Origin of the sequence: Moorena sp. SIO4G3 (genome assembly GCF_010692305.1) — a bacterium.
Taxonomy (GTDB): Bacteria; Cyanobacteriota; Cyanobacteriia; order Cyanobacteriales; family Coleofasciculaceae; genus Moorena; species Moorena producens_A.
In genome coordinates this window covers 1-13,519 of sequence record NZ_JAAHIG010000249.1, presented here as the reverse complement: position 1 = coordinate 13,519, position 13,519 = coordinate 1, and the positions used below count along the sequence as shown (strand labels likewise).

Below are 13,519 nucleotides of genomic sequence, written 5' to 3'. Positions count from 1 at the left end.
TCTGAAGTAATGTTCTACGTTTCATCGCTTATGACTTCAGTGACATACTCCCACACGCTCATCAGAGATTACAGTGTGGGCTTCTTGCCAACTCCACCCAACGGTTCGGATACTCGGCAAGCTTTATTGACGACACGGGATGCCCCTCCGCACGCCTTACAATACAATAAGTTCTATTTTTTAGGAACGTAGGTGGCTGACAAACCAGCATTTAAGGCCTTTGGCCACGCTTCGCGAACGGCTTTGTTTATCAGTAGATATATTATAGCAATTTTATAATACCCTGTGCAAAATTCATCCCACACCTAATGCTACGCATTAGGTGTGGGATGAATTTTGCCGGACAGCTAAACTATCACTGGATCTGTACAAGTAGGGTTTGGACTTAGTTTCTACCCCATTCACCACTAAACCCAACAGTTGAGCATTGTGCTGAGCCAGTTGTTCCAAGCTGTCACTGACAAAGTCACGCTTACTAATCTCAGGTCGAACAACAAACAACAAATTACGGATGACAGCAGCCATCAGGGCAGTTTCACTGGTCATACTGACCGGAGCACTGTCAATCAAAACATAGTCATAGTCACCCGATGCCTCTGCAGTAGTTAGACTCTGCTCAAATTTCCCCTGAGTCACCAGCTCCACAATTTTGCCTTTTTTGTGAGAGGTAGGCAGTAAGTCAAGACTCGGTTGAATCTTCACCGGCTGTCCGGGTTTGAGGGGGTCATGGTGATGACCCAAGCGCTGAGAAAGGGTTGCCTGTCGGAAATCTCCATCCACCACCAACACCCGAAACCCTAAATCTACCAGAGCTGTCGCCAATCCCAGAGTGACAGTAGTTTTACCTTCTGAGACCATCGCGCTAGTAATCAAGATGCGACGGTCCTCCCCAGAACGTAAGCTAATCACCGATGCTAGTCGCTGAAACTCTACATCCGTTTTTGTACCCAGCTCTAATCCCATACCAGCGTGCCTCAGATGAGGGATATTGACCACCATCGGGAACTTGATTGCCTGTAGATCTTTCGGGCTCAGCAGTGGGTTGCGCCGTTCTAGCAGCAATACCAGCGCTATACTACCCACTGCCGATGCCAGAAAACCATTAGCTATGATCAACAACTTCTTCGGACCAGCAGGCTTTTCGTCAACAGTGGGAGGGTCAAGCACCTGTACATTGGGATAAGCACTAAAGGCATCAAGATTGACTTGCTCCATTTGAGCAACTAAACCGTTATAGACTCCAGCAGCCACATCGTACTGTCGCTTTAGTTCCAGCAGCCTAGACTGATGGACAGGAATCACCGTTAAAGTACTTTTCATCTGGTCAATCTGCTGCTGTAATTGCTCAGCCTGTTGTTGTTGACCACTAGCAGCACTTTCCGCCAGAATCAGTTGCTGGATTAACATTGCTCTTCCTTGAGCACTATCAGTAAGCGTCGGGTCTACTAACGTATCACCAGCTGCTAGAAAGATGTACTGCTGAATCTGCTGCTGCAACTGCTCACGTTGTAGCAGCAGATTTTGGATCTCGGGATGAGCATAGGTATAAGTAGTTTGAGCTTTGACCAAAGTCGCTTCCAGTTCAGTCAACTGCTGCCGCACAAACTGGTAATCCCGGTTTTCTGCCAGACCTAGAGAGCGGATTGCTTGCTTAGGAGTAAGACCCAAACGAGTCGATAGGATTTGAAGCTGATGTTGACTGGCTTGAGCTTGAGCTTGAGCCTGAGCTTGGCTAATACTCAGATCAGTAATTGCCCTCACCAGTCCTTCAGTTTGGGCTTTGCTATTGACTAAACCAGAGGATTCCTGAAACTTTGCTAATGCCTCCTGAGACTGATCCAATTTTTGCTTAGCTCGCTCCAGCGCTTTCTTATTAAACTCAACCCTAGTGGTACCATCCGCTTGACGCAGTTCATTCAGACGCTCCTGATACGCACTGATCAGTGCCTTGACTCGATCTCTTGCTAATTCTGGACTATCCCCACGGGCATTCAACCAGATGGTAGTGGATTCCTGGTCAGGAGATATCGCGAACAACTTCTTGTATTGAACCAGCCTTTGAAAATCCGTTTTCTCTAGGTCAGACTCCAACAAGCGGCTCATCAAAGCATCACTGGTTAGAATAGATGCCTGCATATTCAGAGGATGACTCTTAGTCGCCAATTTAGAATCCCCCTTAGTTAATGAACCAAGAGTTTCTAAACTAGCTTGTAACTTGCCTGTTTCTGGTAGAATTAGCTGTGCTTTAGCAATCCAAAAAGGCTTTAATAAAGAAAAGGCTCCAAAGCTAGCTCCCAGCACCAAGGAATTAAAAACTAATAAAAATGTCCAATGTCTATTCAGGATACCAGCTACTTTTTTCATAAGATATATTCCTGATTATTACCATTTTTAATCTTGAATAAAATGTAACTTTATATAAAAGTTATTCTAACTAAACGGTTGTATAAATAATCAATAATAAATTGATTTATTTAAATAAGTAAAAGTCTAATTTTTTTCAATTTTCAATTTTCAATTTTCAATTTTCAATTTTAAAGTTCTGCCAGATAAGTGCTCCCATCGATAGACAAACTGCTCATTTCGCTGTACTTCCGCAAGAATTGCCCCTAACCAGACGAAAAAATACCACAAATACACTGCCATCCAGGTCAAGGGTGTTCCGTTGAGAAGCATGTACAAAGCCACCAGACTGGCAAATGCCCACTGGCAATGATGGTTACCACGAATCGCTGGAGTCCAAGTATTCCAAAGGGTTGAACCTAGGGCAGCTAAGAAAACGATCAAGCCAATGATGCCGTTCAAATAAAGAACTGAGGCGTAGGTTGAAAACGAACCCAAAGCAATGTCATAGATATACCATTTGACGGAGCCTTGTATAATTCCCCATCCCATCCAGGGGCGTTGTTGCCAAGCCTCAAGGGTTTTAGTAACCACAAGTTCCCGGTCTTTAGAGGATTCGGCAGGAGCACTATTGAAAATTTCTAGGGGCTTTTTCAGTAAATCACCGAAGGTCAGACCTCCCAAAAGAGCACAAAGTAATGAGCTTAATGAAGCAATCCATAAAGAACCTTGACGAGCCACACTGCTGCGGAAACAAGCTGTAATTACCAATGCGATCACAAAGGAAATCCAGGATAAACGACTAAAACTAATTAGCAAAGCCGTTAAACAACCCGCTACAGATATTTGACGTAAGCGGCGGTTTTCTTCACCTAAGCAGATAAAAAAACTTAGAATGGAAGACACCCCTACAATCGGGGGATCCGGGGTGTAAAGAACTGTCTTGGGTAACGGGATACCAAAAAAAGGTTGGAACTCAGCAAATGTAACTAGCAAACTCAGAGCACCGCCGGGAATCAGACGCGCTAAGGGCGGTAGAAAAGGTTCTTTGCCTAGTCCCGCTGCCAGCATGACCATCTCAATGGCGATAGTCACTAAATATCCTGTTGCCATCCAAGCTACAGCACGGGTGACCACCTTAACCCTGATGACATGCCAAAACGGTAGGAGCAGTGCGGCAACAATTAAACAGTAGCTTTTGAAAAAAGTTACGAACGTAGCAGCAATTTTTTGCAAGGCAAACCCTACGTCATTGAGACCAAACGTAGCAGTCCAGACCATGACTAGAGCCATACCTAACCAAGCCCAGATACAAACGGGTATCGATCCCCTAGTGAGTTTGTCGATGTCAAAGTTTACTGCTAACAAACCAACAACTACCGCTGGGTAGAAGAGTGTTTGTATTCCCAACAACCACCAGAGCGGTATTAGCACAATCACCCAGTAAATAACTTTTTCTGGAAATGACATGGCACCCAGTTGAAAGTTTCTGGTCTGGAAATATGGTATGCTAGAGGTCATAGTTAACAGTCCATACTTTGATGTTTTAGAGCACGTTCATTATATGAGAGTTATTCAAATCTGCTAGCTTCGTTCGTTTATAGTGTTGTTTTGGCTGTTATTTGTCCTTTTTTATTTGTATTGATATACCCTCCGGTGCCCTTGACCCATTAAGAATTTAATTCGCCACGGGTCGCACCGCAAGGTTTTACCGTTTCCATAACAGTATTGTTTGATAGGGTTTATCATACTTATGAGGTACAGTCAATTTTCTTCCCCCCTGATTAAGGAAGAGGGGATTCCTACTCCCTACTCCCTACTCCCTACTCCCTACAATCCATGACTTTTTCCATAACTCAAGTGATAACTGCTATATATGAGCAGCCACAATAACATTGTGCCTATTTAATGCCTTAATTTAGATTAGAGAAATTACCGATTAAACAGTGAATTCGGTTAACCTAACCTTCAGTAAATTTACTGAATTATTAGCTGATAAGCGGGTTTGTATTTGAGATGTAAACCTGTAGGGTATTTTTTTATTGGACAATAAAACTCCGGATCTCTTTCCCCTATGGCATGCATGCCTCTTGCATGCATGCCTTTTGCCCCAAGAAGTGTGTTTACAACCCACAGACAAACGCTATGACTGACTTTTACCTAACTTTGTCAGCTGATTAGCCAATTTTCCTAGTAGAGACTGGTAACTAAAAAATTGTTTGGCAGCGATCAGGCGCATACAGACGATATAGAGACTCATAAATAGGAAGGGCTTCAGGATTGTTGGTAACCCTAGACAACTCACAATTGCTAGGAGTACAATCAGAGCAGCTTTAAAGCACGGTAGTAAAAACTTAATCAATGGCCAACCTAGTGCTCCGCAAGCTACCCACCACCAGTAAACTGTCCAAACAATTCCTAGCACGAAAGTAACTGCAATTCCCACCCCAAGTATTCCTGCTTGCTCAGCACCAATGATAAAGCTCAAGAACGCTACGGGAGCAATCATAAGGTTAACCTTGGCGTTAATCCCAGTTCTGCCTTTTGCTGCAAGCATATTAATCAGTGAATTATTGATCAGCCTAAAGTAAGCAAACACCAGTAACCAGGGAATTACCTGGCAGGCTGGCACCCACTTCTGGCCAAATATCATAGAGATGACCTGATCGTCTACCACTAAAAAAAATAAGGCGTATAGAGGAGCCCCCAGAAAAGCCATTTGTTCAACCATTGTGACTAGAACACTTTGCTGCTCTTCGTCATTCTCTAACTGGGCGAATGAAGACATTCCTACCTGATTAATCACCTCACCCATTACAGTGTTAATGGTCTGGGTCAATTGGTAAGCAAAGTTGTAGTATCCCAAATTAGTATTACCCAGCAGTTTACCAATTACAAAGTTGTCACCATTGGCATTTACATAAAATCCCAAACTGGAGCCAGTGGCACCAAAACAGAACGACAAGACTTCTGAGCTAGCCTGTGGATCAATCTGTAAGCGGAATTTGTGTCTACATGACGACGACTAATCCAATACTCTATAAACCAAAAAGCAGCATCTCCCACCACAAATGACCAATAGCTCAAACCGATAAAGGCGCAACCAGTGGTAGAGACTACTCGCACGAACGAGGCGATTATGGTAGCATTGGCTATTTCCCAATACCTCATCTGTCTAGTGAGTACTCCCTGATAAACAGACTGGATAGAAGCCACCAGCAGATTAAAGGCGAACACGACCAGAATCCAGACCAGCTCTGGTACACCGAAAAAGTTAGCCGCTAGGGGGGATATCGCCACCATTGCCACTGCCAACATCAATCCCCTGGCAATAGCAATTGTGTATGTTGTATTTAAATAACGCTGGTCTTCAATGCCCTTGTAGACAATCAAAGAGTTGATGGTGCCTTGGGTGAACAAATTTAGGAAAGACCAAAAAATATAGGCAACGCTGATCACCCCAAATTCAGATGGCAACAGCAACCTAGCTAGTATCAGGTTACTTAGCAATACCAGCAGACGTGTCCCGAGGGCTCCGTATGTTGTCCAGAACCCACTTGTGAGTAACGAGCTGAGTTTCATTAGGTTAGCAAGGTTTGGAAGGGACAAAAGACTTGCATGTACAAGGCTTGCAGGTCAAAGGCCAATGACCAATGACTCATGACTAATACAAAATTTTTAGTTGTTTGCTGTGTATTCTGCGGAGCCAAGTGATCCCTTAATCACCAGCTTGGCTAGTGGTGCCAGAGGTACAGCTACGAGCGTCAGAAGCGATCGCGGATCGCGATAGAAGATTGAACTATTGGCAGCTAACGCTTGGTTGATAAAGTGAACAGCTTTAGCTGCATCACCAGCAGTTAAAGATAATCGAGCTAGGTAGCGATACATATAAGCGTAAGCCGTCGGCAATACTTTCTCTACCAATTCTGGAGACCGTTCATAAGCTGATTTAATTACCTGTTCATGAGAATGCTGCATTTGTGCTATCTTAAAAGAAAGTCCAAAAGGACGAACTCGTTAGCAACACAGGATTTGTGGCTCCCGATGAAAACGCCAGCTTCCCGTAGCGGCAATTCTTAACCAGAAATCTATATCTTCTGAACTGCGTAACCCTTCGTCAAATTCCCCGACTTCATCCACTAGACAGCTTCGGAATACACCATTAGAACCATGACCAATGAAATTCTTGTACAGTAGGGCGCTTGAGTGGGTCAGACATAACTGGCTTACCACTCAGACGCATGATCGTGGGACTTCCATCATCACGGATTGCTTGTGAAGCACTGTAGACAACCCCTACTTCTGGTTCCCGATCCAGTACAGCCACATGCTTAGCTAGTTTGTCCGGCTTGTAGACATCATCTGCATCAAGTAGAGCGATGTAGCTAGCACGAGCATGACGGATGCCATAGTTACGAGCCGATGAGAGTCCTCCATTGGACTTCTGCAATAACTGAAAGCGTGAATCTCGCCGACAAAACGGTTTAACCAGTTCAGCGGTATCATCAGTAGAGCCGTTGTCAACAATCAGGACTTCAAATTCTCGATAAGACTGACGCTCAAGAGAGACTAGCGCTTACCAAATGTAAGAGCGAACGTTATAAGCAGGAACGACAACACTGACTTTTGCTGAAGTAATCATTCAAAACTCCTATCTCTAATATCTATTTCATTTATTCAAACTACAAATGATGAAGTGATGGGGGTGATGAGGTGAGAAATATATTTCTCAATCGGGAGCATCCCACTTTGGAAGAAACATACCGCATTAAGCTGTATGATCGTGATTCTACCGCCCACATAAAGAGATATATTTGCCAAAATGGGATGCTCCCTCTCAATCTCTCATTCCCCAGTCAAATCCTACTCACTTATTTTCGTTGAATTAGACTATATATAGCTAAACCAAATAGATCATGAAATCCAATCCTGATTTCTCATAAAACAAAAAAAACAAGCATTTTTTTTCTACTGTTGTTTGTTGCTTGTTGCCTGTTGCCTTTTCCCATCAATCCTAGTTTCACATCTCATTTTAAAACGCTATATTAGTTTCTTTATTCATTCATCTTTAAACATCTGATCAATCTAGGTAGATCTTTACTATGAAACAAATAAAAACATCTTGCTATTTTAATAGTTTAATTCAAGGTAATGAAACTATTAATAATCAGTAAAATTTTACTTAAATAATTTATAGGATTCAAGTATAGTGTTAATTAGTTAAAATATTTTACGAAAAAGTTACGATTTTTTAGAGTATTATTTAAGTCAGTAAAATCTAGTAAAAATTTCGTATAATTGCGGTATAAACAATAGAGTTTTTTGAAAAAATTGCCTTTTGCTTGCCTCCCTTGATCAGGGCAGGGCTATAACATTGCTCATCAAGAAATTGTCAATTCAATCGGGTGAAAGCTAGCTGAGGTAATGGAGAGAAGGTTGTTTTCAGGTTAACAATACCTTTTTATTAGCAAAAATCTCCCTATCTCCCTATCTCCCTATCTCCCTATCTCCCTATCTCCCTATCTCCCTATCTCCCTATCTCCTTATCTCCCCAGAAATCCATTTTAGTCCGACAATGAAACAGCCCTGCTTGATCAGGTCGGTAATGCTGGGATTGCTTTTAGCTTTTGCCTTCATCAATCACTTGATAAACTGTTGCGCATTTACATTGGATATTATACCAAATCCGTTTGTCAAAACCCTTTGACAAAAATCGACCAAATCTTTGTATGCCAGCTGAGGGGGTGACATGCAAGCTAAAATCGTTACTGGGTATTGCGTTCAGCCGATCTTTAACAAAAAGATACATGCTGTTTTGGCCTGACCTTGGACTTCGTTATAAGGGTTTGAGCTTGCCATTACATCATTCGTAGGGTCAATTTGCCAGTTTATCTTTCCTAAGACAACTGGCATCAAAGCCTTATATAGTAAGCTTTTCAGGGCTCATGTCACCCCTTCAGGTATGCCAGGAATCTATGGCTATGCGGATAAGGGGGATGTGGGAACAGGATTTGGTATTATTGAGTCAGAAAAAAACTGTCAAACCCTCTCCACTGCTCCCCTGCTGTCAGAACAATAGAATTTAAATAAAGACTAGCTTACCAATTTGGGAAATTACGGCTGCACATCAACTTCATCTCCTCATCACCCCATCGCCCCATCGCCCCATCGCCCCATCTGCATATGTAGTCTAGCTTTGAAGAATTGGTATGACTTTATGACACACATTATGCACTACATTGTGTAGTTCTAAAAGATTACAAATTTTGAGGATTTTGCAATGGGGCTTACGGCGCCGCCTGAAGGGCTAATCACAAATCCCTGGCTAAACCTGAGTATTTATACTTATGCTGAAAAGTCAGGATGAGCATTACATATATTACTTAATGTAATACAAATTGAAGTTTGTTCAAAAATAAACGGTGCTACATTAAGTAGTGTTAAAAAATCACCCATCCTTGCTCCAAGCAGATGGAATAAAAATTCACAAAAATTTACATAACTATAAAAACTTTGGTTCGACTAGTGATAAGCATTGGGTTATCCCCAAATGGGCTGATAAGCGACACGCTGATAGCGTCCGTCAAAAGCTCAGTCCCAAATTCGGTCACCTTCCCTGGTTTATCGAGATTTGCGGCTATAATGAAAAGGCGGTGAGGGGGGACCCAGAGATGAGGAGTGTGTATGAAAATTTGTTTCAACACTGGCAACTATGCAATTAAAATGCACAACAGCTTAATTGCACAACTTAATTGCACAACCCAAGTAGGAGGTTAGTCACCTTAATGTCTATGTTATCATAAAAGGTGAGTATAGGTATCGGTTGCAGTTTTTGTTTTCAGTGTTGACAGGTTTCTTCTGTTTCATATTGCTAAGCATGCCTCCGAAATTTCTATCTCTACATAAATCAAATTTTGGAGATATTGTATGTCTGTCTACGTTGGTAACCTTGCACGTGAGGTGACAGAAGAGGATCTGAAATCTGTGTTTGAAGAATATGGCCAAATCAAGCGAATTCACATGCCCACCGATCGCGAAACAGGTAAATTAAGGGGCTTTGCTTTTGTGGAAATGAACACAGAGGAGGAAGAAGCGAAGGCCATTGAAGAGCTTGATCGAGCTGAATGGATGGGGCGTGAGCTCAAAGTCAATAAAGCCAAACCTCGGGAAAAAAGAAACTCATTTGGTGGGGGCAGTCGCGGCAGAGGTGATAACTTCGGCGCTCGTCGCTACTAAGCTCGCTTTGATCTAAATCAAAACCCAATTCTCAGGTCTGAGCCCAGGGCAGGGGTTTTACCCCTGTCTAGTTCTACCCTGCGCGTCAGAATTTAGGGAGTAATTTTGGTAGGATAAAGCAAGCCCAATCTCTAGTTGAAAGATACTAGTGTGTGTAGGATTGCTGTTTATAAGTGGATTGAAGGCATCTTAAAGTCTTTGATTCAGACAAGTATGAACGTTTAAGACCTAAAGTAGGAAAACCCGAATAGGCAGTGTTCAGCTTGAGAATCACACTAGTTGTAGTGTGTGAGTTAAGCAACAATATCATTTATTCCACGGCTCATAGCTAAAGTCAGTTTTAAGGGAGATATTGTAGCAAACTCTGCAGGCTGAAGCGTCGAGATACACCATCATAAGTCCGCTTGACCAGGAGTAAGGAAAAAATAAGGATTTGATAGCCTGCTTTTGGCAGGCTTAATTCGGATTTCCTTGCCATAGACTAGTGCAGGCTATCCAGGTGCAATATTATGATTTTCAACGGACTTGAGATATGAGCCATTCGTTTTAAAAACTGGCCGGATGCCAACACCTTCCGTCAGTTGTAGGAGTTTTGTCAGTCAATCAGAGGTTTGCCCTGTCCTGTTCTTATGGGATGAATGATGACTTGTTATTCGACCACGGAAGCGATCAAAACAGGAGGACATTGAATGACCCAAGTGGTGGTTGGTGAAAATGAGCACTTAGAGTCAGCCCTACGTCGATTTAAGCGAAAAGTCTCCCAAGCCGGCATCTTTGCCGATATGAAAAAGAATCGTCATTTTGAGACATTTGCACAAAAACGCAAACGTAAAGAAATTGCGAGACATCGGGAACGTCGAAGACTCCGAAACCGTAGAAGACGGTTCTAGCAGGGTAGATTGCTATATTAATTTTTTAGATCCACTCCGGTAGCATCGTTATTGTAAGGCGTGGGTAATAGGTAAGAGGTAATGGGTAATTGGCAATTGCGATTACTCCTGTACCATTACCGATTACCCCTTGCCTATTTCTGTTACCGATTACCCAAAACAACCTTCGATTATGAACACTACAAATGACAAACAACAAAAGCGGACTTGATATGACCTGATTTTTTGCTCAAGTTGTTAATGGCTGAGGATTCTTAGTCAGTAAATTTCGCAACCAGCGTCGAGTATTGGGAGAGAGTAGCCACAAACCTATGTACAAACCTATATCCATAGGTAGGGGTTTGCCATGGCGAATGGCTTCCCAGAGAAGGGGAAAAAATGCGTTCCACTCACAAGCATTGGCGGCTCTTGAACTTACCTCTGTCAAGATAAAGGATGCGTAAGCACGGGGTGTGACTAAGTCTTGTACTTTTTGAATCCAGTTTAATGAATTCCGCCATTTAGTAGTGCTACTAATACTAGGACGGTTTTATCCTAAATACCACACTGACAATGGTTCAGTCACAAACTCAATTCCTACCTCTTCCAAAGTAGTGGCCCGTAACAGCCAGTCCCAATCTTCCTGAACCTCACCGCTTCTCCTGGGGGGGATTTTTTGCAATAACTCTTTGGATGTAAAAATAGTTGAACCTTGAATTACTGCTTCTCCCTGGAATAAGGTATTGCGAACAAATAGATATTAACTCATTGGTTCTAATTTAGAGGGAATTATTCTCGGCCAAATCGAATCGTCTTGGGGAGTCCGAGCAATTAGGTAACAGCTGACAATGGGGTATTTGTATTGGGAACAATTAGCAGCTTCCAGTTGCAGTTCTAGTTTTTGGGGCATCCATTCGTCATCATCATCTATTGCTATTTATTGTTCATCGAAATAAAAATAAGTTTTATGTAATTTAAAAAAAATACTTCAGATTTTTATAACTGTCTAATCTCACTATTTAAGAATTAATATAAATTATTAAATAGGATATAATATTATTTAGTTTTAACCTTTTGATGACTATCTAAAAAACCAGCCATTTGAATTTATTGCTGATATTGCTTAGGGTCAATATCAATTCGCTCTAAAAACTGTGAAACTGTTAAGATACTCGTTCCACTCGCTAAAAAATCCATCGCTACATCGTTTAATTCAAAGATGCTAGGAATATTGAGAGCTCCTCTTGAGGCATACATATATTCTGCCCTTGGACTATTATCTCTATATCCGGCTAGCAGGTAATAAACCTTATGCATGATATAACCATCACGGGATAAGAATAAAATTTTGTCTATGCCATCTTTAGTGGTTGCATCTAGCAACCAATTCATGAAACTCAAAAAAAGGATTCCAACATTCTTAAACCCGAAGTTATACCAAAATTACTCTTCGTAACTAGTTTGATTCTCCTGAGTATCACAATAATACTGATTGATAATGGTTGCTAGATAAAATGAACTTTCAAGAGATTGTTTTTGTTAAGCTGATGAAACTTTTCCTTTTGGAACCAAGAGATTTTGATAGATATCTGTATTTTTTTATTAAACAAATTAATAAGCAATTGGCTTTGGCATTTAAAATATCAGACTGATAATTATCACCAATGTGAAGGATATCTTCTGGGTTACATCCTAGCTGTTCAACAACATATCCATAAATATCTCCTCTAAATTTATTTTTGCCTATAGTAGAGGATAAAAATAGCTTTTCACTATCATCATAGCCTGCCGAATGAATAATTTTATTGATCACCGATAGGGGGAAATACATATCTTAGATAAAAATAATCTGTTTAGAAATTTTTCGGCAATAGTTATAGACCGAAAAAATAAATTCATTACGTCTGCAAACATCCCCTTCGGTTTGTATTTCAATTTTTTTAGTATTTGTGCGGTTTGGTCATTAAGTCCAAAATCTTCTACCAAACACTCAAATATGGTATCCAAGGTAACTTCTGAGAGGATATATGAAAAGTTTTTTGATACTGAATTTTGCCCCCCTAGCCCCCCAAATTTGGGGGAAGAGTCAATTTGCTTCTAAAAGTCCCCCGAGCGAGGGATTGCTCGCTCGGGGGATTTAGGGGGCTTAGATGTAGCAAATTATACTTCTCAGACAACCTCTGAGACCTGTTCTCGTCTCCAGAGTTTGTCCCTAGATTTTTTTTATGCTTTTTGTCTAAGCTTAGGATAATTTGGTAATAACTCGGAATGACAATAATCATATTGCTTTTGAACCAGTGTAAAGACATCACTTTGCTCTAAAACATTGCGTATAATTGCGGTATCAAAGATATCAAATGATACGTATTGGGATGTATTGATGATCTTGGCTAGTGTGTGATCCATCTGACCTATATTGAAACTAAGCTCCTAAAAACCAACCTAATCCAGTGTTGGGTTTGCCTTGCCATATCTATGTGTTCCTAACTACTCTGATTTTGCTATTCAAGGGAAAAGTAAGGATAGATAAGCAGTTAATGGGACTAGCATTGACAAGAGTAATTAGAAAACGGGCAATAAAAGCATTGCCCTGGCTAAGTGAGAAATCTCAGACTATCTAATGACAGAATTCCCATTAGTGGCGAAAAAGTAACACTATTACTCTCAACCATAAAAATTATCGATCATGAAAGCAGTGTCTTTGTGGAAACTCCAAAACTCTCTCCCGATCTTGGAAGGTTGGTGAATTACCTCTGTGGTGTCTATACAATTGGGATACAACTATACACTACATAAGACCCCCAGCTTGGCCGCAGGCTGACTGGGGGAATGCTGCCAAGGTATTCACAGCATTTTGCCTATGTCAATAGTGATCAGTGAACCGACACTCTCAAATGCCGAAATATACCTGAAACATACCAAGTGTTTTTTGACACTCCCCGCCCTGGTTGACTGACAAAAAGTTAAGCACAAATTGGTCAAATGCTTATCAGGAGGGAGATAGCAGGTATTGACAGCAAGTGAGTGGGAGCCAGCATTCTAAAGACAGATACCATTCAAATCCTAGGAAT

The 13,519-nt window shown here is 41.4% G+C and carries 12 protein-coding genes; 3 read left to right on the top strand and 9 right to left on the bottom strand.

Annotated elements, in window-relative coordinates; translation table 11 throughout:
• Window positions 1-318: 318 nt before the first annotated feature.
• The 6 genes from F6J99_RS31085 to F6J99_RS31060 all read right to left on the bottom strand — a co-directional run bounded on the left by F6J99_RS31085 (window position 319) and on the right by F6J99_RS31060 (window position 6,871).
• The gene (locus F6J99_RS31085; RefSeq protein WP_293118734.1) at window positions 319-2,364 is read right to left on the bottom strand and encodes a GNVR domain-containing protein; all 2,046 of its coding nucleotides are present in this window, start codon (window positions 2,362-2,364) and stop codon (window positions 319-321) included.
• Window positions 2,365-2,514: 150 nt separating this feature from the next.
• Window positions 2,515-3,864 (bottom strand): O-antigen ligase family protein, encoded by a 1,350-nt coding sequence (locus F6J99_RS31080; RefSeq protein WP_293118732.1) that lies wholly within the window; start codon window positions 3,862-3,864, stop codon window positions 2,515-2,517.
• Between the two features lie 622 nt (window positions 3,865-4,486).
• Window positions 4,487-5,308, bottom strand: a complete 822-nt coding sequence (locus F6J99_RS31075; RefSeq protein WP_267876341.1) for an oligosaccharide flippase family protein — start codon at window positions 5,306-5,308, stop codon at window positions 4,487-4,489.
• Complete coding sequence (locus F6J99_RS31070; protein ID WP_293118730.1) at window positions 5,260-5,925, bottom strand: oligosaccharide flippase family protein; 666 nt, start codon at window positions 5,923-5,925, stop codon at window positions 5,260-5,262. Before F6J99_RS31070 ends, F6J99_RS31075 begins: the two co-directional genes overlap by 49 nt.
• A 96-nt stretch (window positions 5,926-6,021) precedes the next feature.
• Entirely contained in the window at window positions 6,022-6,321 is a 300-nt protein-coding gene (locus F6J99_RS31065; RefSeq protein ID WP_293118728.1) for a hypothetical protein, read from the bottom strand.
• Between the two features lie 184 nt (window positions 6,322-6,505).
• Window positions 6,506-6,871: a glycosyltransferase family A protein gene (locus F6J99_RS31060; RefSeq protein ID WP_293118736.1), complete on the bottom strand. Its 366-nt coding sequence runs from the start codon at window positions 6,869-6,871 to the stop codon at window positions 6,506-6,508.
• A 2,399-nt stretch (window positions 6,872-9,270) separates the two neighbouring features.
• Between F6J99_RS31060 and F6J99_RS31055 the strand changes: the two genes are divergently transcribed.
• Window positions 9,271-9,579 (top strand): RNA-binding protein, encoded by a 309-nt coding sequence (locus F6J99_RS31055; RefSeq protein ID WP_293118726.1) that lies wholly within the window; start codon window positions 9,271-9,273, stop codon window positions 9,577-9,579.
• A 689-nt stretch (window positions 9,580-10,268) separates the two neighbouring features.
• Complete coding sequence (gene rpsU, locus F6J99_RS31050; protein ID WP_070394310.1) at window positions 10,269-10,469, top strand: 30S ribosomal protein S21; 201 nt, start codon at window positions 10,269-10,271, stop codon at window positions 10,467-10,469.
• 739 nt (window positions 10,470-11,208) lie between these two features.
• On the opposite strand, the gene F6J99_RS31045 is transcribed toward rpsU, so the two are convergent.
• From F6J99_RS31045 to F6J99_RS31035, 3 genes are all read right to left on the bottom strand, one after another.
• Entirely contained in the window at window positions 11,209-11,358 is a 150-nt protein-coding gene (locus F6J99_RS31045; RefSeq protein WP_293118724.1) for a hypothetical protein, read from the bottom strand.
• A 197-nt stretch (window positions 11,359-11,555) separates the two neighbouring features.
• Window positions 11,556-11,840, bottom strand: coding sequence for a hypothetical protein (locus F6J99_RS31040; RefSeq protein WP_293118722.1), 285 nt, complete (start codon window positions 11,838-11,840; stop codon window positions 11,556-11,558).
• A 130-nt stretch (window positions 11,841-11,970) separates the two neighbouring features.
• Complete coding sequence (locus F6J99_RS31035; protein WP_293118720.1) at window positions 11,971-12,261, bottom strand: HAD-IA family hydrolase; 291 nt, start codon at window positions 12,259-12,261, stop codon at window positions 11,971-11,973.
• 785 nt (window positions 12,262-13,046) lie between these two features.
• Here F6J99_RS31035 and F6J99_RS31030 point away from each other — a divergent pair.
• The gene (locus F6J99_RS31030) at window positions 13,047-13,244 is read left to right on the top strand and encodes a hypothetical protein (protein ID WP_143727740.1); all 198 of its coding nucleotides are present in this window, start codon (window positions 13,047-13,049) and stop codon (window positions 13,242-13,244) included.
• Window positions 13,245-13,519 lie beyond the last annotated feature (275 nt).

What these genes read in the sequence shown, in the direction of transcription:
- F6J99_RS31085 (WP_293118734.1), bottom strand. Translation starts at nt 2,364, where the DNA reads ATGAAAAAAGTAGCTGGTATCCTGAATAGACATTGGACATTTTTATTA.
- rpsU (WP_070394310.1), top strand. Translation starts at nt 10,269, where the DNA reads ATGACCCAAGTGGTGGTTGGTGAAAATGAGCACTTAGAGTCAGCCCTA.
- F6J99_RS31070 (WP_293118730.1), bottom strand. Translation starts at nt 5,925, where the DNA reads ATGAAACTCAGCTCGTTACTCACAAGTGGGTTCTGGACAACATACGGA.
- F6J99_RS31065 (WP_293118728.1), bottom strand. Translation starts at nt 6,321, where the DNA reads ATGCAGCATTCTCATGAACAGGTAATTAAATCAGCTTATGAACGGTCT.
- F6J99_RS31080 (WP_293118732.1), bottom strand. Translation starts at nt 3,864, where the DNA reads ATGACCTCTAGCATACCATATTTCCAGACCAGAAACTTTCAACTGGGT.
- F6J99_RS31040 (WP_293118722.1), bottom strand. Translation starts at nt 11,840, where the DNA reads ATGAATTGGTTGCTAGATGCAACCACTAAAGATGGCATAGACAAAATT.
- F6J99_RS31045 (WP_293118724.1), bottom strand. Translation starts at nt 11,358, where the DNA reads ATGCCCCAAAAACTAGAACTGCAACTGGAAGCTGCTAATTGTTCCCAA.
- F6J99_RS31055 (WP_293118726.1), top strand. Translation starts at nt 9,271, where the DNA reads ATGTCTGTCTACGTTGGTAACCTTGCACGTGAGGTGACAGAAGAGGAT.